This window comes from Pararhizobium sp. (assembly GCF_035497515.1).
In the GTDB taxonomy this organism is placed as follows: Bacteria; Pseudomonadota; Alphaproteobacteria; order Rhizobiales; family Rhizobiaceae; genus Pararhizobium.
Window position 1 is genome coordinate 1 of the sequence record NZ_DATJDJ010000039.1, and the last position, 20,898, is coordinate 20,898.

A 20,898-nucleotide genomic window follows, 5' to 3' on the forward strand; every position below is an offset into this window, starting at 1 on the left:
CAGCGCAAGCCAAGCTGGATCCGGGTGAAGGCGCCTGTCTCGAAAACCTATCATGAAACGCGCGAGCTGATGCGCGGCCTCAACCTCACCACGGTATGCGAGGAGGCGGCGTGCCCCAACATCGGCGAATGCTGGGACAAGAAGCACGCCACATTCATGATCATGGGCGAGATCTGCACGCGCGCCTGCGCCTTCTGCAACGTTGCCACCGGCAAGCCGAACGCACTCGATCAGGACGAGCCGGAAAACGTCGCCAAGGCCGTCAAGCAGATGGGCCTGTCGCACGTCGTCATCACCTCGGTCGACCGCGACGACCTCGACGATGGCGGCGCGGAGCATTTCGAAAAGGTGATCTTTGCCATCCGCGCCGCATCGCCGTCGACGACAATCGAGATCCTGACGCCCGACTTCCTGAAGAAGCCCGGTGCACTGGAGCGCGTCGTCGCCGCCAAGCCGGATGTGTTCAACCACAATCTGGAAACGGTGCCGGGCAATTACCTGACCGTGCGCCCCGGCGCGCGCTATTTCCATTCGATCCGGCTTCTGCAGCGGGTGAAGGAACTCGACCCGACCATGTTCACCAAGTCCGGCATCATGGTCGGCCTCGGCGAAGAGCGCAACGAAGTGCTGCAACTGATGGACGACCTGCGCACCGCCGATGTGGATTTCCTGACGATCGGCCAGTACCTGCAGCCGACCCGCAAGCACCACAAGGTCGAAGCCTTCGTCACCCCGGACGAATTCAAATCCTACGAGACCGTCGCTTACACCAAGGGCTTCCTGATGGTGGCCTCGAGCCCGCTCACCCGCTCGTCGCATCACGCCGGTGACGATTTCGCCCGACTCAGGGCCGCGCGCGAAAAGAAGCTTCTCGCGGCGGCGGAATAATCCAGCCGCAACATTGAACGGCCGCGGACGCAAACACCGCGGCTTTTTCATTTTCGGAGGCTGAATGGCACGATATCTGGCGGATGCCGGCGAGGCTGCTGCGCTGCTTGGCAAGGCCGAGCGGGTTCTGATCATCGGTTGCTCCGGAAGCGGCAAGAGCACTCTGGCGCAGTTGCTCTCGACCCGGTTCGTACTCCCTTACATATCCATGGATCGCGATGTTTTCTGGCTACCGGGCTGGATCCAACGGTCGAGGGCGGAGGCTCTCGCCATCATCGAGCGCTCTGTCGATCAGCCGCGCTGGATCATGGATGGAACGAGCCCGGGCACGCTGCCACTACGCCTGCCGCGCACGGATCTGGTCCTCTGGATGCGGCCACCACGCCATGTTTCGCTTTACGGCGTCGTAATGCGTTGGCTGAAATATCGCGGCCGGACCCGCCCTGACATGGCCGAAGGCTGCCCGGAGCGGCTGTCGGGAGAGTTCCTGCGCTATATCTGGAATTTCGAGACAACCGAGAGTCCGGAGATCGAGCAGAAGCTGGCGGATTATGGTCCCGACGTGCCGGTGCTGATCGTCAGGTCGCATGTCGAAACACGAAAGCTGCTTGAGCATGTTGGCGTGTGTTGACCTTGCTACCGTAGCGTCACGCAGGTGCTGGTACCGCTAACGTTACGGTAGTCAGCTGCTGATCGGACATGAGGCATCATGCCATCTTGTTTTTGATCAGAGCATTGAATATCTCAGCCTCATGCCCCAGTTCGAAACCCGCCGGCCCGTCAATCACACATCCGACCAGATGTTCGATCTGATCGCGGATGTGGAAAAATATCCGCAATTCCTGCCGCTTTGCGAGGCTCTGATCGTTCGTTCCCGCAAGGAACGGGACGGCAAGGAATTGCTTCTGGCCGACATGACCGTTGGCTACAAGGCGATCCGCGAGACCTTCACCACGCAGGTTCTGCTCAACAAGGCGGAGCGGATCATCGACGTCAAATATATCGATGGCCCGTTCAAATATCTCGACAATCGCTGGCGCTTCGAGGATGTGGCCGGGAACGGCTGCTCCGTTCACTTCTTCATCGACTACGAGTTCAAGAGCCGCATCCTCGGTGCTCTCATGGGGTCGATGTTCGACCGGGCCTTCCGGATGTTTTCCGAGGCTTTCGAAAAGCGTGCCGACACGATCTATGCACCGGCAGCCTGATCAGTCCGAACTTCCAGCGACTTCTTCCAGCATGGCGAGCGCGGTCCGAACCGTGTCGAGGCGAACGGCATCGCGGCCGATATCGCCATAGCGCATTTCGCGATGAAGCACGCCGCCGCTGCGGGCAGAGGCGGCAATATGCACGAGACCGACAGGCTTCTCGATCGATCCGCCGCCGGGGCCGGCAATGCCGGTGACGGCGACCGCGATATCGGCCCGCGAATGCGCGAGCGCGCCGGCGACCATTTCCAGCGCGGTCTGGCGCGAGACGGCGCCATAGGCTGCGAGTGTCGCTGCATCGACGCCGAGCATCTGCATCTTGGCGTCATTGGAATAGGTGACGAAGCCTCGATCGACCACAACGGATGAACCGGGGACTTCCGTCAGTGCGCCGACGATTAGCCCACCGGTGCAGGATTCGGCCGTGGCTACATTGAGGCCGCGTTCCGAAAAGGTTGAGATCAGCGCTTTCGCCTTGTCTTCGATATCGCGCGGCCAATTGCTCATGTCTCTTGTCCCGCGTAGACGACCGTTGCCGTGGCAATCGCGGCGATGCCTTCGCGCCGGCCGACAAAGCCGATCGTCTCGTTGGTGGTTGCCTTTACCGAGCAGCGATCCAGCGAAATGCCGAGCATCGAGGCGAGGTTCTCGCGCATCGCCTGGCGGTGCGGGCCGACTTTTGGGGCCTCGGCGATCAGGGAAATATCCGCGTTCATGATCGTTCCGCCATTGTCGCGAACGATTTTCGCCGCGTGTTCGAGAAAGATGCGCGACGGCGCGCCCTTCCATTGCGGATCGGACGGTGGAAAATGATCGCCGATATCGCCGGCGCCGCAGGTGGCGAGCAGGGCGTCGGTCAGGGCATGCAGCGCGACATCGGCATCGGAATGGCCAAGCAGCGTCTGATCGTGCGGGATGACGATGCCACAGAGCGTCACGCCGTCTCCATCGACCAGCTGGTGGACGTCATACCCGTTGCCGGTGCGCACGTCGGGAAGGGCGGTACGGTTCCATTTTTCGTTTGCCATGGCGATGTCCCGTTTGATTGTCAGCTTGACGTTGTCGACCGATCCTTCGATCAGGGCGACGGACATGCCGGCCCATTCCGCGATCGAGGCATCGTCGGTGAAGTCCGATCGGCCGGATGACGCCGCACGTTCGTGCGCCGCCAGAATGGGCGCGAAGCGAAAACATTGCGGCGTCTGCGCAGCGAAAAGGCTTGCGCGTGGCACGGTCTCGGCGACAGTTCCGTCCGGTGTGCTCCGCTTCAACGTATCGGCGACTGCAATGGCAGGAAGGGCTGCCTCGGCGCCACCGACAAGGGACGCGTGACAACGATCCAGCAGCGCGTGATCGACGAAGGGGCGGGCGGCGTCATGGATCATCACATGGGTAATGCCCGTGCCTTCCAGCGCCTTCAATCCGGCCAGCACGGAAAGCTGCCGGGTCGGGCCGCCATGGACGAAACGGACGGCCTCGGCATTTTTCGAAACGAGGCCGCGTGCGCGTTCGAACAGCGCTTCGTCATCCGGGTGGATGACGACGATGATGATCTTGTCCTGCGGCCAGGTCGAAAAGGCGTCGAGCACACGGGTTATCACCGGCCGCCCGCCGATCGGGCGATACTGCTTCGGCCCGTCGCTGAGTGAGCCGGCGCGTTCGCCGCGGCCTGCAGCAACAACGACCACGCCACAGGAAAACTGTTCTTTTGCCTGCATCTTCTGTATGGCTTCCCGCAAATCTGCCGTTGTTCGGATCGGATACCGAACAAACGGATGGCCCGCCTGTTCAATCATGGTTCCAGAGCACCGGAACTCCATTGCCGTGGCGCACCGCCTGAATTCGTTGTGATGTACCGTGAAGGGCGGGGCTTGGCCAGTTGTCCATCGAATTTTGTCGCGCGCGTTTGAAAACGCTTGGCAAGCTCAAGAACTATGTCTAAAAATAGTGCAGCATAAGTATGTGCCCGAAAGATAATCATTTGCAGATACCGGATTTGTCATCGCCGTTCCGGGTTGGGCGGCTCACGTTTCGAAACCGTGTCGTGCTTGCGCCGATGTCGGGCGTGACGGACCTGCCGTTCCGGCAGCTGGCCTGGCGCTATGGGGCCGGTCTGGTCGTGACCGAAATGGTAGCAAGCCGCGAACTGGTCGGCAATGCGTCGGAAAGCTGGGCGCGCCTGAAAAGTTCCGGCATCGATCCGCATATGGTGCAGCTTGCCGGGCGCGAAGCCTATTGGATGGCGGAAGCCGCCAAGATCGTCGCGGACAATGGCGCCGCCCTCATCGATATCAATATGGGCTGCCCGGCGAAGAAAGTGACCGGCGGCTATTCCGGCTCGGCGCTGATGCGGGATCCCGATCATGCATTGTCGCTGATCGAGGCGACGGTCAAGGCCGTCAATGTCCCCGTGACCCTGAAGATGCGGCTGGGCTGGGACGAGAGTTCGATCAACGCGCCGCTGATCGCCAAGCGCGCCGAAGAGGCCGGCGTGCAGATGATCACCATTCATGGCCGCACGCGTATGCAGTTCTACACCGGCAAGGCTGACTGGGACGCGATCCGGGCGGTGCGCGACGTGATTTCCGTGCCGCTCATCGCCAATGGCGATGTCGCGACGAAAGCGGATGCGGATGAGATCCTGCGCCGCTCCGGTGCCGACGCGGTGATGATCGGCCGCTCCAGCCAGGGACGTCCGTGGCATGCCGGCGTGCTGGCTGGTGCTGTCAAGCATCCGGATGCGGCTGCAATCGCGGACATCGTCGCCGAGCACTACACGATGATGCTGGAATTTTACGGCCCCGATACCGGGCTCCGTCACGCGCGAAAACATATCGGCTGGTATCTTGGTCTTTTCGCGCCGCATCTTTCGCCGCAGGACAAGGCGGCGATCATGACATCGACCGATCCACACGCCGTCCTTGCCGGCACGGTGGCAGCCATCACCGCGATGCCCGGCCGGCACGAAGAAAAGGACGCCGCATGACCGACAAGATCGGTGACGACGACAAGCGAGCCATCAATTCATTGCCGATGGCGGTGCTGAACGCCATCCAGAACCCGGTCATCCTGGTGGACGAGAAGGGTTTCGTCGTCTTCGCCAACTGGGAGGCGGAAGCCTTTTTCGGCGCCAGCGCCAATTATCTCTCCCGTCACGATATCAACGCTTTCATTCCGTTCGGAAGTCCGCTTCTGACGCTGATCGAGCAGGTGCGCGAGCGCCGCGCCGCCGTCAACGAATATCGTGTCGACCTGAGTTCGCCGCGCCTTGGAGCCGACAAACTGGTCGACCTGTATGTTGCTCCGGTCCTTTCCGAACCCGGCTCCGTTGTCGTCGTCTTCCAGGAACGCTCGATGGCCGACAAGATCGACCGGCAACTGACCCATCGGGCCGCAGCGCGTTCGGTGACGGGTCTTGCTTCGATGCTGGCGCACGAGATCAAGAACCCGCTCTCCGGCATCAGGGGGGCTGCGCAGTTGCTGGAAACCTCGGTCAACGACGAGGACCGGGCGCTGACGCGGCTGATCTGCGACGAGACGGACCGCATCGTCTCGCTGGTTGACCGGATGGAAGTGTTTTCCGACGAACGGCCGGTGGATCGCCATCCGGTCAATATCCATTCGGTGCTCGATCATGTAAAGGCCGTCGCCAAGGCCGGCTTTGCCCGCAAGATCCGCATCACCGAGAATTACGACCCGTCGCTGCCGCCAGTGTATGCCAACCGTGATCAACTGATCCAGGTCTTCCTCAACCTGATCAAGAACGCCGCCGAGGCCGTTGCGGATAGGCCGGACGGCGAGATTCTGCTGACCACTGCCTATCGACCCGGCATCCGCCTGTCAGTTGCCGGGACACGCGAAAAGATTTCGCTGCCGCTGGAGTTCTGCGTACATGACAACGGTCCGGGCGTGCCGGCCGACCTCTTGCCGCATCTCTTCGATCCCTTCATCACCACCAAGACCAACGGTTCCGGCCTCGGCCTTGCTCTCGTCGCCAAGATCATCGGCGGCCACGGGGGTATCGTCGAGTGCGACAGCCAGTCGACCCGCACGACGTTTCGCGTCCTGATGCCCGCGTCCAAGGGACCGACGGCCGAAGATAGCGATCTACCGACCACGATAAAAGGACAATCCCGATGACTGGCGCAACCATCCTCGTTGCCGACGACGACGCTGCCATCCGCACCGTGCTCAACCAGGCGCTCAGCCGCGCCGGTTACGACGTCCGCATCACCTCGAACGCGGCGACGCTGTGGCGGTGGATTTCGGCTGGCGATGGCGATCTCGTCGTGACAGATGTGGTGATGCCCGACGAGAATGCCTTCGACCTTCTGCCACGCATCAAGAAGGCGCGGCCGGATCTGCCGGTGCTGGTGATGAGCGCCCAGAACACGTTCATGACGGCGATCAAGGCGTCTGAAAAGGGTGCCTACGACTATCTGCCGAAACCCTTCGACCTGACCGAACTGATCGCCATCATCGGCCGGGCTCTGGCCGAACCGAAGCGCAAGCCGGTCAAGCAGGAGGACGATGCGCAGGACGGCATGCCGCTGGTCGGTCGTTCCGCCGCCATGCAGGAAATCTACCGTGTGCTGGCGCGCCTGATGCAGACCGATCTTACACTGATGATCACCGGCGAATCCGGCACCGGCAAGGAACTGGTGGCGCGTGCGCTGCATGATTACGGCAAGCGCCGCAACGGCCCTTTTGTGGCGATCAACATGGCGGCCATACCGCGTGACCTGATCGAATCGGAACTGTTCGGCCACGAAAAGGGCGCCTTCACCGGCGCGCAGAACCGCTCCACCGGCCGCTTCGAACAGGCCGAGGGCGGCACGCTGTTTCTCGACGAAATCGGCGACATGCCGATGGATGCGCAGACCCGGCTGCTGCGCGTGCTGCAGCAGGGCGAATACACGACCGTCGGCGGCCGTACGCCGATCCGCTCCGACGTCCGCATCGTCGCGGCGACCAACAAGGACCTGAAGCAGTCGATCAACCAGGGACTGTTCCGCGAGGACCTCTATTACCGCCTGAACGTCGTGCCGCTGCGGCTGCCGCCACTGCGTGACCGGGCCGAGGATATTCCCGATCTCGTCCGCCATTTCGTCCAGCAGGCGGAAAAGGAAGGGCTCGATGTCAAGCGATTCGACCAGGAAGCGCTGGAACTGATGAAGGCGCATCCCTGGCCGGGCAATGTCCGCGAGCTGGAAAACGTCGTTCGCCGCCTGACCGCACTTTATCCACAGGATGTGATCTCCAAGGAGATCATCGAAACCGAGCTGCGCTCCGACATTCCCGACAGCCCGATCGAGAAGATGTCCAGCCGATCCGGCTCGATGTCGATCTCGCAGGCGGTCGAGGAGAACATGCGCCAATATTTCGGCGGTTTCGGCGACGGACTGCCACCCGCAGGCCTGTATGACCGGGTTTTGGCGGAGATGGAATATCCGCTGATTCTCGCAGCCCTGACGGCGACGCGTGGCAACCAGATCAAGGCCGCCGACCTGCTCGGCCTGAACCGGAACACTCTGCGCAAGAAGATCCGGGAACTGGGAGTATCCGTTTATCGCAGCTCACGCAGCGCTTGACTTCGTGCCAAGAAGCGTTGCATTTTCGCCACAATATGTTGCTTAGAAAGCACACGGGCGTCGATTGAGTCTCCAGGGATCATCGACGGTCCGATCCGATCACCGGCGCGTACTATGCGTGCGGCGAACCGGATTCGGCGCGGCCGTTTCTTGACTACGAAGCTTGGAAAGCCTGCCATCGTCCAACAGCCGATGCCGGCTCGGGGGATGCATTGCTGATGGCCGAAGGGCTGATTGTTCCGCTGGCGAAAGACGAGATTGTTGCGTCCGGTAACGACCGGCGCGCCTCTTTCGCGCTTCCTGGATTGCTGCTTGCAACCGGCGCGCTGGCCTGTGCCATCATCTCGCTCCTCATCCTGCTCGGTCTGACGCCGATCAGGCCGGAAACCAATGTCGTCATTGGTTCGGCGGCGATCAACGCGGTGTTCGTCATTGGCCTCTTGTTCCTGATCGGACGCGAGATCACGCGGCTTCTGAAGGCCCGTAGCCGTGGTCGTGCCGCGGCGCGCCTGCATGTGCGCATCGTCGCGCTGTTTTCGATCGTCGCCATCACGCCGGCCATCCTGGTCGCCATTTTTGCCAGCATCACGCTCGATGTCGGCCTCGACCGCTGGTTCTCGCTACGCACCCAGTCGATCGTCAGTTCGTCGCTGGATGTCGCCGAAGCCTATGTTCTCGAAAACGCCAGCTACCTGCAGGGCCAGACGGTTTCCATGGCCAACGACCTGGAGCGCAACCGGCAGCTCTACAGTCTCGACCGCACCGGCTTCATCGAACTGATGACACGGCAGGCACGCGGGCGCGGCATGCTCGGCGCCTTCCTTGTGCGCGGCGACGGATCACCCATCCTGCAGGCCAATATCCCGACCGAGCGCCCCTTGCCCGCGATCCCGAAGGACGCTCTTCTGAGCACGGTTTCCGGTCAGCCAACGCTCATTCCGCCGGGGGTGACCAATCTCGTTGGCGCGATCATCCCGATCGACAACATCCAGGGCGCCTATCTCTATACCGTCCGCACCGTTGACCCAAAGGTCATGCGCTCGATGCGGCTGATGGAGGAAAACACCGCCGAATACAAAAATCTCGAAGCCGGGCGGACATCGCTCCAACTGGCCTTCGGGGTTCTCTATCTCGGTTTTGCGCTGATCGTGCTTCTGGCGGCGATCTGGACCGCGATCGCGGTGGCCGACCGGATCGTCCGGCCGATCCGACTGCTGATCGGCGCGGCCGACAGTGTCGCGAGCGGCAATCTGAATGTGATCGTGCCCGTGCATGCGGTCGATGGCGACGTTGGCAGCCTGTCGCACACCTTCAACAAGATGATCGCGGAAATCCGCACGCAGCGCGACCAGATCCTCGAAGCCAAGGACGAGATGGACAATCGCCGTCGCTTCATCGAGGCGGTGCTTTCCGGTGTAACTGCAGCCGTCATCGGCGTCGAGGACGACCAGCGGATCACCATCGCCAACCCATCGTCGGAACATTTCCTGTCACGCTCGACGCTGGAACTCGTAGGCGAACGGTTGGCCGACGTGGCGCCGGAAATCGAGCAGGTATTGAACGAGGCCGCCAGCCGTCACCGCAACGATTACCGCAAGCAGATCAACATCATGCGCGGCGGCACCGAGCGGACGCTGAATGTCCAGGTAACGCGGGAGGAATCGCACGATGCCAAGGATTCCTACGTTATCACCGTCGATGACATTACTGATCTGGTGATCGCTCAGCGCTCGACCGCCTGGGCAGACGTTGCCCGCCGTATCGCCCATGAGATCAAGAATCCCCTGACACCGATCCAGCTGTCGGCCGAGCGCCTGAAACGCCGTTACGGCAAGCAGATCAACCAGGACGACCGGACGGTGTTCGACCAATGCACCGACACGATCGTGCGCCAGGTCGAGGATATCGGCCGCATGGTCGATGAATTCTCCGGTTTCGCGCGCATGCCGAAACCGACCAAGGAGAACGCCGATCTGCGCGGCATCCTCAAGGACGCGGTCTTCCTGCGAGAGATGGGCAACAATCACGTCTCCTTCATCCGCGATTTCGGTGACGAGCCGCTGAACGGAACGTTCGACAGCCGCATGCTGGGACAGGCCTTCGGCAATCTCATCAAGAACGCTGTCGAGGCGATCGAAGCGTTGCCGGCGGATGCCGTTCGCGGCGAACGCAAGGTGATGGTGCGCTCGCGACTGAATGAAACGAATGGGCAGTTCGTTGTTGATGTCATCGACAACGGTCGCGGCCTGCCGACGGAGAATCGCCATCGCATTCTCGAGCCTTATATGACGATGCGGGAAAAGGGCACGGGCCTTGGTCTCGCGATCGTCAAGAAGATCATCGAGGATCATGGCGGACAACTGGAACTGCATGATGCGCCCACCGATTTTGACCACGGGCAGGGCGCCATGATTCGCATTCTCTTGCCGCCGACCGGACAAACCGGCGGCAACGAAGACAGACAGGATAAGGATACTTCCCATGGCGGCTGACATTCTGGTTGTGGACGACGAGGAGGATATTCGCGAGATCGTTTCGGGTATCCTCTCGGACGAAGGGCATGAAACCCGCACCGCATTCGACAGCGACAGCGCGCTGGCTGCGATCAGTGATCGCGTGCCGCGTCTGGTGTTTCTCGACATCTGGATGCAGGGCAGCCGGCTGGACGGCCTGGCGTTGCTGGACGAGGTCAAGAGCCGCTATCCTGACCTGCCGGTGGTGATGATTTCCGGCCACGGCAATATCGAAACCGCCGTCTCGGCGATCCGTCGTGGCGCCTATGATTTCATCGAAAAGCCGTTCAAGGCCGACCGGTTGATCCTGATCGCCGAGCGCGCGCTCGAAAATTCCAAGCTCAAGCGGGAAGTGTCGGAGCTGAAGAAGCGCTCGGGTGATCCCGTCGAACTGATCGGCACGTCGGTCGCGGTTTCGCAATTGCGGCAGACGATCGAAAAGGTGGCGCCGACCAACAGCCGCATCATGATCCACGGCCCGTCCGGTTCCGGCAAGGAACTTGTGGCGCGCATGATCCACCGCAAATCGTCGCGCGGCACCGGCCCGTTCGTGGCGCTGAACGCGGCGGCGATCACGCCGGATCGCATGGAAATCGCGCTGTTCGGCACCGAGGGTACGCCGGGACAGCCGCGCAAGACCGGCGCGCTTGAGGAAGCCCATGGTGGCATCCTCTATCTCGATGAAGTCGGCGAAATGCCGCGCGAGACGCAGAACAAGATCCTGCGCGTGCTGGTCGACCAGCAGTTCGAGCGCGTCGGCGGCTCCAAGCGCGTCAAGGTCGATGTCCGCATCATCTCCTGCACGGCCTATAATCTGGAAAGCCAGATCGCGGAAGGCGCCTTCCGCGAGGATCTCTATCATCGCCTCGCGGTCATTCCGGTGCGTGTGCCGGCGCTGGCTGAACGGCGGGAGGATATTCCGTTCCTGGTCGACATGTTCATGCGCCAGATCAGCGAGCAGGCGGGCATCCGCACGCGCAAGATCGGTGACGACGCGCTCGCGGTTCTGCAATCGCATGATTGGCCGGGCAATATCCGCCAGTTGCGCAACAATATCGAGCGGCTGATGATCCTCGCCCGTAGCGACGGTCCCGATACCGCGATCTCTGCCGACATGCTGCCGAGCGAGGTTGGCGACAGTCTGCCGAAGATTTCGGCGCAGGGCGACCAGCACATCATGACATTGCCGCTGCGCGAGGCGCGCGAAATGTTCGAGCGGGATTACCTGATCGCGCAGATCAACCGGTTCGGCGGCAATATTTCGCGCACGGCGGAGTTTGTCGGCATGGAGCGGTCGGCGCTGCATCGCAAGCTGAAATCGCTCGGCGTCTGACCCTCTAACCTGGAACAACCTTTTCGATGACGAGAATTGCCTATGTCAACGGCGCCTATCAGCGTCATGCGGATGCCGGCGTCCATATCGAGGACCGAGGCTTCCAGTTTGCCGACGGGGTCTACGAGGTCTGCGAGGTCCGCCACGGCCTAATCGTCGATCTGACACGCCATCTCGACCGGCTGGACCGATCGCTGAGTGAATTGCGCATCGACTGGCCGATGACGCGGGCGGCACTTGTGATCGTCATCCGCGAGGTCCTGCGCCGCAACAGGGTTCGCAACGGGCTTTTCTACCTGCAGGTGACGCGCGGCACGGCGCGGCGGGACCATGTCTTCCCGAAGGATGGCACGCCGTCCACGGTAGTCGTCACGGCGAAACGAACTGATGCTTCGGTCATTGCCGGAAAAAATGCCAACGGCATCCGGGCGATTACGGTGCCGGAAAACCGCTGGGACCGGGTGGACATAAAGTCGGTCGGGCTGTTGCCGAATGTTTTGGCACGCCAGACGGCCAGGGAAGTGGGCGCTCAGGAAGCGATCTTCGTTGATGCTGATGGCACGGTGAAGGAAGGAGCGGCGACCAATGTCTGGATCGTCGATCGCGACGGCCGGTTGCGCACGCGTCATGCCGAACATGGCATCCTGTGCGGCATCACCCGCACGACGCTGAAGGACGTGACATCGGCGCTCGGCATGGAGATCGTCGAGGAGGCCTTTACTATCGAGGAGATGCTTGAGGCACGCGAGGTCTTCATCACCGCGGCGACCAGCATCTGTTTTCCGGTTGTGGCCGTGGACGGCAAAACCATCGCCAATGGGCACCCGGGAAGCGTGTCACAGAAAATTCGCGAAGCCTTTTTCGACATTGCGGAAAAGACCGTGATTTGATACCAAATCCGGGGCGATGCCTGCGGGAAGGATTTTTCGCGGCATTCGGGATATTCAGATCGTATAATCAACCGGTTAAATCTGACCGGACAATAAGAAAGAAGCGGCGCTATGGCGGAACGTTCTCAGAACTTGCAGGATCTTTTTCTCAACACCGTCCGCAAGCAGAAGATATCTCTGACAATTTTTCTTATCAATGGTGTGAAACTCACCGGCGTTGTCACGTCTTTCGACAACTTCTGTGTCCTCTTGCGGCGTGACGGGCACTCCCAGCTCGTATACAAGCATGCGATCTCGACAATCATGCCGGGACAGCCGATGCAGATGTTCGAGAGCGAAGAATCCGCATCCTGACGGGATACAGAGTAGATTACCAAACGTGATACAAAATCGGCGTCTATCATTCCGGAGCTCGAAAAGCTCCGCGATGACATGCGCGCCGTCGTCATCGTCCCGGTCCTGAAGAAGACCGGGAAGCAGAGCGCCGACATCATCGCCGCCCCGTCGACACGCAGCGACGAGAGCCGACTCGAGGAAACCATCGGTCTGGCGCTCGCCATCGATCTGGACGTCGTGCACGGCATGATCGTGCCCGTCGCCCAGCCGAAGCCGGGGACCTTGCTTGGCTCAGGCAAGATCGAGGAAATCGGCCATCTGCTCAGCGAGCACAATGCCGGCCTGGTGATCATCGATCATCCGCTGACGCCGGTGCAGCAGCGCAATCTCGAAAAGGAATGGAACGGCAAGGTCATCGACCGGACCGGCCTTATCCTTGAAATCTTCGGCCGCCGCGCCTCCACCAAGGAAGGCACGCTGCAGGTCGAACTCGCCCATCTCAACTACCAGAAGGGCCGGCTGGTTCGCAGCTGGACCCACCTTGAGCGTCAGCGCGGTGGCGCGGGCTTCATGGGTGGTCCGGGCGAAACCCAGATCGAGGCCGACCGCCGACTGCTGCAGGAAAAGATCGTCAAGCTCGAGAGGGAACTGGAACAGGTGCGCCGCACCCGTCAGCTCCATCGCGCCAAGCGCAAGAAGGTGCCGCACCCGATCGTCGCCCTGGTGGGCTATACCAATGCTGGGAAATCGACGCTGTTCAACCGCATCACCGGCGCCGGCGTGCTGGCCGAGGACATGCTGTTTGCCACGCTCGACCCGACGTTGCGGCGGATGAAGCTGCCGCACGGGCGCATGGTCATTCTCTCCGACACGGTCGGTTTCATCTCGGACCTGCCGACCCATCTCGTCGCCGCCTTCCGCGCAACGCTGGAAGAGGTGCTGGAAGCGGACCTGATCCTGCATGTCCGCGACTTCTCGGATCCCGACAATGCGGTGCAGGCACAGGACGTGATCGGTATTCTCGACGATCTCGGGATTGACGAGAAGGCACGCTCCGAACGCATCCTCGAAGTCTGGAACAAGATCGACCTGCTCGGCGAGGAGGCGCATATCAGCCTCGTTCAAAAGGCGGAGAACAGCGAGAGCACGGTGGCGCTTTCGGCGGTTACGGGCGAGGGCGTCGATCATCTCCTCAACGAGATTAACAAGCGGCTCTCCGGCGTCCTGACGGAAACGACCGTCGTGCTGCCACCGGCCAAGCTGCAGCTCCTGTCCTGGATCTACCAGCACACGATGGTCGATGGCCGCGAAGACATGGAAGACGGCTCCGTCAGCCTTGATTTGCGCATGACGCCGAACGAGGCGGAAGAGCTGGAGCGGCGTCTCGGCAATGGTCCGAAGCCTGCGAAAGAGGATTGGTAGCGGCGATCGCGGTCGAGGGGGGTAGGTCTCCTCGATCTCGAAATTTCCGGTTTCCGTAACGGCGTGGCCTTACTTCAGCCGCCGCTCGATCGCCTTCGCCGCCTGCCATAGCTCTTCCATCCGCTCCAGCGTCGCCGCTTCCAGGCTTTCGCCGCCTTCCTCCAACGTCGTCTCGATATGCGAAAAGCGGCGGCGGAATTTGGTGTTGGTGCCGCGCAGCGCCATTTCGGGATCGGCGCCGACATGGCGGCCGATGTTGACGACGGCGAAGATCAGGTCGCCCAGTTCGTCGGCAACCTTCGCCTTGTCGTTTAAGGCGAGCGCCTCGCGCAGCTCGGCGATTTCCTCTTCGATCTTGTCGAGGATCGGTTCGGGCGAGGACCAGTCGAAGCCGACTCGTGCCGCCCGCTCCTGCAGCTTCAGGGCTTCCACGAGTGCCGGAAAGCTGCGTTGGACCGAGCCGAGATGGCCCTTGCTGGTGTCTTCCGGCAGGCCGCGACGGGCGCGTCTTTCGCGACGCTCCGCCTTTTCCGCCTGCTTGATCTCGTCCCACTGCAGCTTGACCGCCTGTGGCGTATCGGCATCCGAGCGGGCAAAGACATGCGGATGGCGTCGGATCATTTTTTTGGTGATCGCCTCGACCACATCGCCGAAGGCGAAATCGCCGGCTTCCTCGGCCATGCGTGCGTGAAAAACCACCTGCAGCAGCAGGTCGCCCAATTCGTCGCAGAGATCGTCCATGTCCTTGCGCTCGATCGCATCGGCAACCTCATAGGCTTCTTCCAGCGTATAGGGCTTGATGGTCTCGAAGGTCTGGACGATGTCCCAGGGGCAGCCGGTTTCCGGCTGACGCAAGGCTTCCATGATCTCGATGAGGCGAGTGATGTTCTGCGAGGGCTGCATGGAGTTCAATTCAGCGGAATGGCATTGTCGTCCTTGCCGGACTGGTAGGCATCGGACAGGTGCTGATACTGCGCACGGATTTTCGCATCCTGCGCCTGTAGGGCCGGCTTTGCCGCCTCGTCGGACGTCGCGATGAGGTCCGCGATCGAAGATGATCGCCAGAAGGCATTGGTTTTCGCATAACCGCCCGGCTCGAGCCGGAAGACCTCCTTGAGGATTTTCAGGTCGTGCGGAATGGCGAAAGCATCGCGTGAATCCTCATGAGTGAAGAAATAGTAGAAATTGTCGAAGCCCGCCCAGGTGATCGCCGAAAGGCACATCGAGCAGGGTTCGTGGGTGGAGAGGAAAACGAGGTCCTTCGTGTCCATCTTCTCCGCGCGCTCGTAAAAGCGCTTCAGCGCATGGACTTCGCCGTGCCAGAGTGGATTTTCTGTCTCGTTATTGGTTTCGGCAACCACGAGCGACAGGTCCGACTTGTTCAGGATTGCCGCTCCGAAAATCTTGTTTCCGGCAGTGACACCCTTTTCCGTCAGCGGCAGGATATCGGCCTCGATGACGGAAAGCAGACGACCTGCGAGGTCGGTATTGTTCATGTTCTGTGGCTCCGGCAATTGCGATGGCTGCATTTAACGGATGTGGGCGGCACTGCGCAATGCCGCATCCGGGTTCGCATTGCATTGGAACAGGGGACGCCGTAGACGGTGATATTTGCTCAAATTGTGCTGCGTTCGAGCAAAAGAATATCCCTCTGCAAAGGCATCGGAATTTCTGTTTCTTCAATTTTCCCTCTATAAAAGGGATATTCCGCAGAACCTGTAACAGGATCAGATTCCCGACCCATGACTGAGCAACTGACCGTCTTTCCGGCCTTCTTCCGCGTTGCGCAAAAATGTGTGGCGGTTTTCGGCAATGGCGACGAGGCTTTTGCCAAGGTCAGGCTGCTGATGAACACACAAGCGCGCATCGTCGCCCATGCCGATCAGCCCGAAGCCGATTTTTCCGCCTTCCTGACCACGCACAATATCGAGCTTGTGAGGGAGGCCTTTGAGGTATCCCAGGTCGAAGGCGCCACGCTGGTCTTTGCTGCTACCGGCGACGCGGCACAGGACCGTGTGATCGTTACCGCAGCCCGCGCGCAAAAAATTCCGGCCAATGCGGTCGATCAGCCCGAATTCTGCGATTTCATGACGCCTGCGCTGGTCAACCGCGCGCCCGTCGCCGTTGCCATCGGCACGGAAGGTGCCGGCCCCGTGCTGGCGCAGATGATTCGCGCGCAGATCGATCAGCTTCTGTCTCCGTCGCTCGGCGCGCTTGCCACGCTGGCGCAGGCCTATCGCGATGTGGCGGATCGGCTCTTGCCACGCGGCGTATCGCGTCGCGTGTTCTGGCGTCGCTTCTTTTCCGGCGCTGTCGCCGATCAGGTGGCGCTCGGCAATGTCGCGGAAGCGCGCCGTGAAGCATCGAAACTGTTGCACGCCGCCGAGCGCGCCAAAGGCCATGTCTGGCTGGTCGGCGCGGGTCCGGGCGCCGAGGACCTCCTGACGCTGCGCGCCCAGCGCGTGATGATGGAAGCCGACGTGATTGTCTATGACGCGCTGGTGCCGCAGGCGATCGTCGACATGGGCCGGCGCGATGCCGAGCGTCTTTCGGTCGGCAAGCGCAAGGGCTGCCATTCCAAATCGCAGGACGACATCAACCAGTTGCTGGTTCGCCTCGGCCAGGACGGCAAGCGTGTCGTTCGCCTGAAATCCGGCGATCCGCTGGTTTACGGCCGTGCCGGCGAGGAGATGGCGGCGCTGCGCGAGGCGGGTGTCACCTATGAGATCGTGCCCGGCATCACCTCGGCCTTTGCGGCCGCTGCCGATTTCGAACTGCCGCTGACCTTGCGTGGCGTCGCTTCGTCGCTGATCTTCACGACCGGCCACGATCTGGCCGGTGATGTGCTGCCCGACTGGGCACGTCTCGCTATTTCAGGTGCGACGATTGCCGTCTATATGGGCCGTACCGTTGCCGCCTCCGTCGCTGCACGCTTGATGGAAGCCGGACTGCCGGCCGAGACCACGGTCGCCGTAATCGAGAATGCCAGCCGTGCCGAACGCAAGCTGCTGCATGGCACGCTGAAGGACCTGCCGGGCCTGCAGCATCGCGGCGAGCTTGACGGCCCGGTGATGGTGATCATCGGCGATGCCGTGGCCGGCGCGAATTTCGAACGGTCGCAGCCATTGGTCACGGGCAGGGCGATCGACGCCGCCGTTTCGACCGATGCGTTGCGCAAACAGACTGACGAAGTGAGGAATTGAGATGGCCGACAAGGTATTGACCGCAAACCGCCTGTCCGATGGCATTTCCGTCTGGCTAGACGCCTCCGGCCAGTGGGTGGAATCCCTGCAGGATGCGTTTGTCGCGCGCCATGCCGAGGCCGTGACGGCCCTTGAAGCCACCGGAAAAGCTGCATTCGCGGATAATAAGGTGGTTGACGTCAACGTGATTGACATTGAAGAAGTGGACGGCGTGCTGCGGCCGCTGCGCCTGCGCGAGCGCGTTCGCGCCGAGGGGCCGACGATCGATTATGCGCCTGGTTACAAGGGCCTGAGCGGCCCCGTCCACGCGGCTTGAGGAAAAGAAGACCGATGTACCGTTACGACGAATTCGACCATGCCTTCGTTGCCGACCGTGTCGAGCAGTTTCGCGATCAGGTGACGCGCCGTCTTTCCGGCGAGCTTGCCGAGGATGCGTTCAAGCCGCTGCGGCTGATGAACGGCGTCTACCTGCAGCTCCATGCCTATATGCTGCGCGTCGCCATTCCCTATGGCACGCTGAACAGCAAGCAGATGCGCATGCTGGCCCATATCGCCCGCAAGTACGATCGAGGCTATGGCCATTTCACCACGCGCCAGAATATCCAGTACAACTGGCCGAAACTGTCGGATACGCCGGATATCCTCGCCGAGCTCGCCTCCGTCGAGATGCACGCGATCCAGACCTCCGGCAACTGTATCCGCAATGTCACCGCCGATCATTTCGCCGGCGCTGCCGCCGACGAAGTCGCCGATCCGCGTCCCTATGCCGAGATCCTGCGCCAGTGGTCTTCCGTTCATCCGGAATTCTCTTATCTGCCGCGCAAGTTCAAGATCGCCGTCACCGGCGCCGAGCGTGATCGCGCGGCCATTCAGGTTCATGACATCGGTCTCCACCTGAAGAAGAACGAGGCCGGAGACATCGGCTTTGCCGTCTATGTCGGCGGTGGGCAGGGGCGCACCCCGATGATCGCCAAGAAGATCCGCGACTTCCTGCCCCAGGAAGATCTCCTGTCCTACACCACGGCGATCGTTCGGGTTTACAACCTGCATGGCCGCCGCGACAACAAGTACAAGGCGCGCATCAAGATCCTCGTCCATGAAACCGGTGTCGAGAATCTGGCTGGCCAGGTGGAGCAGGAGTTCCTGCAACTGAAGAACACCGAGCTCAAGCTGCCGGAGGCCGATGTCCAGGCGATCTCCACATACTTCGCGCTGCCGCCGCTTGACCAGCGTCCCGAAGGCTGGGCCAATCTTGCCGGCTGGAAGAAGGCCGATCCGGATTTCGCCCGCTGGGTGCAGCAGAACGTGCAGCCGCACAAGAACCCCGACTACGGCATGGTGACGATCTCGCTGAAGCCGATCGGCGGCATTCCGGGCGATGCCAGCGACAGCCAGATGGAGGCGATCGCCGATCTGGCGGAAGAATACGCGTTTGACGAAATTCGCATCAGCCACGAGCAGAACGTGATCTTCCCGCATGTGGCGCTGGCCGATCTGGAAGCCGTCTATCGCGGTCTCGTCGCGATCGGTCTGGCGACCGCCAATGCCGGCCTGATCACGGATATCATTGCCTGTCCCGGCTTGGACTATTGCGCGCTCGCCAATGCGCGCTCGATCCCGCTGGCGCAGGAAATTTCCACCCGCTTCGGTGATCCCGACCGTCAGGCCGAAATCGGCGAGCTGAAGATCAAGATTTCTGGCTGCATCAATGCCTGCGGCCATCACCATGTCGGCCATATCGGCCTTCTGGGCGTCGAGAAGAAGGGCGCCGAGCTCTACCAGATCACGCTCGGCGGCTCGGGTGACGAGAACACCTCGATCGGCGAAATCATCGGTCGGGGTTTCGAGCCGGAAAAGGTGACGGATGCGATCGAGACGATCGTGAATGTCTATCTCGGCCTGCGCAAGGACACCTCCGAAATTTTCCTCGACGCTTATCGCCGCGTCGGACCGCAGCCTTTCAAGGATGCGCTCTATGGCGGCAATGCTCAGGAAGCGGCGTAAGGATACGGGACACATGACCAAGATCTGGAAAGAAACCGGCTTCGTGACGGACGATCCTTGGGTTGTCGAGACCGAGGAAACCAAGGCCGGCTCGAACGAAAAGGCCATTCTCGGCATCGAGGCCTTCATCGAAAAGGCCGCCTCGGGCGAAAGCGGTCTTGGCGTTCTCATCACGCCGGCCAACGACGTGACGCGGCTACAGCCATTCCTCGAACAACTGTCGCTGGTCGCGGTGGCGTTTCCGGCCTTCAACGATGGACGTGCCTTCAGCCATGCCTCGCTGCTGCGCGCCCGCCTCGGATACGGCAAGGAAATCCGCGCCGTCGGTGATGTGCTGATCGACCAGGTGCCGCTGATGCTGCGCTGTGGTGTCGACAGTTTTGCCGTAACCAATGAAACGGCTTTGAAGCGCCTTGCGGAAGGACGGCTTCCCGGCATAGACAATCACTACCAGCCGACGGCAAAACCCTCGACGGACGCGAAATCCTACAGTTGGCGCCGGGTCTCCTGAGGTCTGCGAACGAAATTACCGCACAATCTTCAAAAGGCGCTATAATTGGAACGGATTTGCTTCCAAATCAGTGCCTTTTGGAATATCTCGCTGATACCTGAACATACCTGAACGAATTACTCTTCATTACAGGACCGGACGCCGAGATGAATGCTCCTGCCAAGATCGAAGACTTTGCCCCGACCGTGCCCGCCGGCGTGTTCGCTGAAACCGTGACAAAGGTCACGCATTATACGGACCGCCTGTTCAGCTTCCGCATGACGCGCCCGACCGAATTCCGGTTCCGTTCGGGCGAGTTTGCCATGATCGGCCTGATGGTCGATGGCAAGCCGATCTATCGCGCCTATTCGATCGCAAGCCCCGCCTGGGACGACGAACTCGAATTTTTCTCGATCAAGGTTCCGGATGGTCCGCTGACATCGCATCTGCAGGGTATCGAGCCCGGCGACCAGGTGTTGATGCGCAAGAAGCCGACGGGCACGCTGGTGCTCGACGCACTGACACCGGGCAAGCGCCTGTACATGTTCTCGACCGGTACCGGCATTGCGCCGTTTGCCAGCCTGATCCGCGATCCGGAAACCTATGAGAAGTTCGACGAAGTCATCCTGACCCATACGACCCGCGATGTGGCCGAGTTGAAATATGGCTTCGACCTGATCGAGGAAATCCGCAATCACGAGTTCCTGGCCGAACTGGTCGGCGACAAGCTGCGCCATTATGCGACCGTGACCCGCGAGGATTATCCGTTCAAGGGGCGTATCACCAACCTGATGCGCGACGGCAAGATGTTTTCCGATCTCGGCCTGCCGGCCTTCGACCCGGCTGTCGATCGTGGCATGATCTGCGGTTCGACCGAGATGCTGAAGGAAACCAAGGAAATCCTCGAGGCCGCCGGCCTGAGCGAAGGCGCCAACAGCAAGCCCGGCGAATTCGTCATCGAACGCGCGTTCGTCGGCTAAGCTTTTTCGGTAGCAAAAAACAAAACGGGCGGCTCATGGG

General features: G+C 61.1%; 20 protein-coding genes. 16 read left to right on the plus strand and 4 right to left on the minus strand.

What is annotated here, in order from left to right:
• The 3 genes from lipA to VL202_RS04040 form a co-directional block, all read left to right on the plus strand.
• Positions 1 to 888: lipoyl synthase (gene lipA, locus VL202_RS04030; RefSeq protein WP_325462884.1), on the plus strand; the 888-nt coding region annotated here is incomplete at its 5' end.
• A 64-nt stretch (positions 889 to 952) separates the two neighbouring features.
• A complete protein-coding gene (locus tag VL202_RS04035; RefSeq protein ID WP_325462885.1) occupies positions 953 to 1,519 on the plus strand; it encodes an AAA family ATPase in 567 nt (188 codons plus the stop codon).
• 121 nt (positions 1,520 to 1,640) lie between these two features.
• Positions 1,641 to 2,096 carry a type II toxin-antitoxin system RatA family toxin gene (locus VL202_RS04040; protein ID WP_325462886.1) on the plus strand — a complete coding sequence of 152 codons (456 nt, stop codon included), beginning with the start codon at positions 1,641 to 1,643 and terminating at the stop codon, positions 2,094 to 2,096.
• Here VL202_RS04040 and VL202_RS04045 read toward each other — a convergent pair whose 3' ends face one another.
• Together VL202_RS04045 and VL202_RS04050 are read right to left on the minus strand one after the other, a co-directional pair.
• Positions 2,097 to 2,603 carry a CinA family protein gene (locus VL202_RS04045; RefSeq protein WP_325462887.1) on the minus strand — a complete coding sequence of 169 codons (507 nt, stop codon included), beginning with the start codon at positions 2,601 to 2,603 and terminating at the stop codon, positions 2,097 to 2,099. It lies immediately after the preceding gene.
• Entirely contained in the window at positions 2,600 to 3,814 is a 1,215-nt protein-coding gene (locus tag VL202_RS04050; RefSeq protein ID WP_325462888.1) for a bifunctional 2-C-methyl-D-erythritol 4-phosphate cytidylyltransferase/2-C-methyl-D-erythritol 2,4-cyclodiphosphate synthase, read from the minus strand. Before VL202_RS04050 ends, VL202_RS04045 begins: the two co-directional genes overlap by 4 nt.
• A 242-nt stretch (positions 3,815 to 4,056) precedes the next feature.
• On the opposite strand from VL202_RS04050, the gene dusB reads away from it, so the two are divergent.
• The 8 genes from dusB to hflX all read left to right on the plus strand — a co-directional run bounded on the left by dusB (position 4,057) and on the right by hflX (position 14,181).
• Complete coding sequence (gene dusB, locus VL202_RS04055; protein ID WP_325462889.1) at positions 4,057 to 5,082, plus strand: tRNA dihydrouridine synthase DusB; 1,026 nt, start codon at positions 4,057 to 4,059, stop codon at positions 5,080 to 5,082.
• Positions 5,079 to 6,236 (plus strand): nitrogen regulation protein NR(II), encoded by a 1,158-nt coding sequence (locus VL202_RS04060; protein WP_325462890.1) that lies wholly within the window; start codon positions 5,079 to 5,081, stop codon positions 6,234 to 6,236. Before dusB ends, VL202_RS04060 begins: the two co-directional genes overlap by 4 nt.
• Positions 6,233 to 7,687: a nitrogen regulation protein NR(I) gene (ntrC, locus tag VL202_RS04065; RefSeq protein ID WP_325462891.1), complete on the plus strand. Its 1,455-nt coding sequence runs from the start codon at positions 6,233 to 6,235 to the stop codon at positions 7,685 to 7,687. The genes VL202_RS04060 and ntrC overlap by 4 nt, the downstream gene beginning before the upstream one ends.
• A gap of 218 nt (positions 7,688 to 7,905) precedes the next feature.
• Entirely contained in the window at positions 7,906 to 10,179 is a 2,274-nt protein-coding gene (locus VL202_RS04070; protein ID WP_325462892.1) for a PAS domain-containing sensor histidine kinase, read from the plus strand.
• A complete protein-coding gene (locus VL202_RS04075) occupies positions 10,169 to 11,533 on the plus strand; it encodes a sigma-54 dependent transcriptional regulator (protein ID WP_325462893.1) in 1,365 nt (454 codons plus the stop codon). The genes VL202_RS04070 and VL202_RS04075 overlap by 11 nt, the downstream gene beginning before the upstream one ends.
• Before the next feature lie 26 nt (positions 11,534 to 11,559).
• Positions 11,560 to 12,423: a D-amino-acid transaminase gene (locus VL202_RS04080; protein ID WP_325462894.1), complete on the plus strand. Its 864-nt coding sequence runs from the start codon at positions 11,560 to 11,562 to the stop codon at positions 12,421 to 12,423.
• 111 nt (positions 12,424 to 12,534) lie between these two features.
• Positions 12,535 to 12,777 carry an RNA chaperone Hfq gene (gene hfq / locus VL202_RS04085; RefSeq protein ID WP_018325164.1) on the plus strand — a complete coding sequence of 81 codons (243 nt, stop codon included), beginning with the start codon at positions 12,535 to 12,537 and terminating at the stop codon, positions 12,775 to 12,777.
• A gap of 78 nt (positions 12,778 to 12,855) precedes the next feature.
• On the plus strand, positions 12,856 to 14,181 hold the full coding sequence (hflX, locus tag VL202_RS04090) for a GTPase HflX (RefSeq protein WP_325462895.1): 1,326 nt from the start codon (positions 12,856 to 12,858) through the stop codon (positions 14,179 to 14,181).
• A gap of 69 nt (positions 14,182 to 14,250) precedes the next feature.
• Here the strand turns inward: hflX and mazG are convergent, their stop codons facing one another.
• Positions 14,251 to 15,084, minus strand: a complete 834-nt coding sequence (gene mazG / locus VL202_RS04095) for a nucleoside triphosphate pyrophosphohydrolase (RefSeq protein ID WP_325462896.1) — start codon at positions 15,082 to 15,084, stop codon at positions 14,251 to 14,253.
• 5 nt (positions 15,085 to 15,089) lie between these two features.
• Positions 15,090 to 15,677, minus strand: a complete 588-nt coding sequence (locus tag VL202_RS04100; protein WP_325462897.1) for a nucleoside deaminase — start codon at positions 15,675 to 15,677, stop codon at positions 15,090 to 15,092.
• 246 nt (positions 15,678 to 15,923) lie between these two features.
• Between VL202_RS04100 and cysG the strand changes: the two genes are divergently transcribed.
• From cysG to VL202_RS04125, 5 genes are all read left to right on the plus strand, one after another.
• Positions 15,924 to 17,384 carry a siroheme synthase CysG gene (cysG, locus tag VL202_RS04105; protein WP_325462898.1) on the plus strand — a complete coding sequence of 487 codons (1,461 nt, stop codon included), beginning with the start codon at positions 15,924 to 15,926 and terminating at the stop codon, positions 17,382 to 17,384.
• Between the two features lies 1 nt (position 17,385).
• Entirely contained in the window at positions 17,386 to 17,700 is a 315-nt protein-coding gene (locus VL202_RS04110; protein ID WP_325462899.1) for a DUF2849 domain-containing protein, read from the plus strand.
• Between the two features lie 14 nt (positions 17,701 to 17,714).
• Positions 17,715 to 19,388 (plus strand): nitrite/sulfite reductase, encoded by a 1,674-nt coding sequence (locus VL202_RS04115; RefSeq protein WP_325462900.1) that lies wholly within the window; start codon positions 17,715 to 17,717, stop codon positions 19,386 to 19,388.
• A 13-nt stretch (positions 19,389 to 19,401) separates the two neighbouring features.
• A complete protein-coding gene (locus tag VL202_RS04120) occupies positions 19,402 to 19,899 on the plus strand; it encodes a DUF934 domain-containing protein (protein ID WP_325462901.1) in 498 nt (165 codons plus the stop codon).
• Positions 19,900 to 20,045: 146 nt separating this feature from the next.
• Positions 20,046 to 20,858, plus strand: a complete 813-nt coding sequence (locus VL202_RS04125) for a ferredoxin--NADP reductase (protein WP_325462902.1) — start codon at positions 20,046 to 20,048, stop codon at positions 20,856 to 20,858.
• Positions 20,859 to 20,898: the final 40 nt, after the last annotated feature.

Bases quoted from the DNA above. Each gene is read 5' to 3' on its own strand.
- VL202_RS04035 (WP_325462885.1), top strand. From the start codon at position 953: ATGGCACGATATCTGGCGGATGCCGGCGAGGCTGCTGCGCTGCTTGGC.
- VL202_RS04040 (WP_325462886.1), top strand. From the start codon at position 1,641: ATGCCCCAGTTCGAAACCCGCCGGCCCGTCAATCACACATCCGACCAG.
- VL202_RS04045 (WP_325462887.1), bottom strand. From the start codon at position 2,603: ATGAGCAATTGGCCGCGCGATATCGAAGACAAGGCGAAAGCGCTGATC.
- VL202_RS04050 (WP_325462888.1), bottom strand. From the start codon at position 3,814: ATGCAGGCAAAAGAACAGTTTTCCTGTGGCGTGGTCGTTGTTGCTGCA.
- dusB (WP_325462889.1), top strand. From the start codon at position 4,057: ATGTGCCCGAAAGATAATCATTTGCAGATACCGGATTTGTCATCGCCG.
- VL202_RS04060 (WP_325462890.1), top strand. From the start codon at position 5,079: ATGACCGACAAGATCGGTGACGACGACAAGCGAGCCATCAATTCATTG.
- ntrC (WP_325462891.1), top strand. From the start codon at position 6,233: ATGACTGGCGCAACCATCCTCGTTGCCGACGACGACGCTGCCATCCGC.
- VL202_RS04070 (WP_325462892.1), top strand. From the start codon at position 7,906: ATGGCCGAAGGGCTGATTGTTCCGCTGGCGAAAGACGAGATTGTTGCG.
- VL202_RS04075 (WP_325462893.1), top strand. From the start codon at position 10,169: ATGGCGGCTGACATTCTGGTTGTGGACGACGAGGAGGATATTCGCGAG.
- VL202_RS04080 (WP_325462894.1), top strand. From the start codon at position 11,560: ATGACGAGAATTGCCTATGTCAACGGCGCCTATCAGCGTCATGCGGAT.
- hfq (WP_018325164.1), top strand. From the start codon at position 12,535: ATGGCGGAACGTTCTCAGAACTTGCAGGATCTTTTTCTCAACACCGTC.
- hflX (WP_325462895.1), top strand. From the start codon at position 12,856: ATGCGCGCCGTCGTCATCGTCCCGGTCCTGAAGAAGACCGGGAAGCAG.
- mazG (WP_325462896.1), bottom strand. From the start codon at position 15,084: ATGCAGCCCTCGCAGAACATCACTCGCCTCATCGAGATCATGGAAGCC.
- VL202_RS04100 (WP_325462897.1), bottom strand. From the start codon at position 15,677: ATGAACAATACCGACCTCGCAGGTCGTCTGCTTTCCGTCATCGAGGCC.
- cysG (WP_325462898.1), top strand. From the start codon at position 15,924: ATGACTGAGCAACTGACCGTCTTTCCGGCCTTCTTCCGCGTTGCGCAA.
- VL202_RS04110 (WP_325462899.1), top strand. From the start codon at position 17,386: ATGGCCGACAAGGTATTGACCGCAAACCGCCTGTCCGATGGCATTTCC.
- VL202_RS04115 (WP_325462900.1), top strand. From the start codon at position 17,715: ATGTACCGTTACGACGAATTCGACCATGCCTTCGTTGCCGACCGTGTC.
- VL202_RS04120 (WP_325462901.1), top strand. From the start codon at position 19,402: ATGACCAAGATCTGGAAAGAAACCGGCTTCGTGACGGACGATCCTTGG.
- VL202_RS04125 (WP_325462902.1), top strand. From the start codon at position 20,046: ATGAATGCTCCTGCCAAGATCGAAGACTTTGCCCCGACCGTGCCCGCC.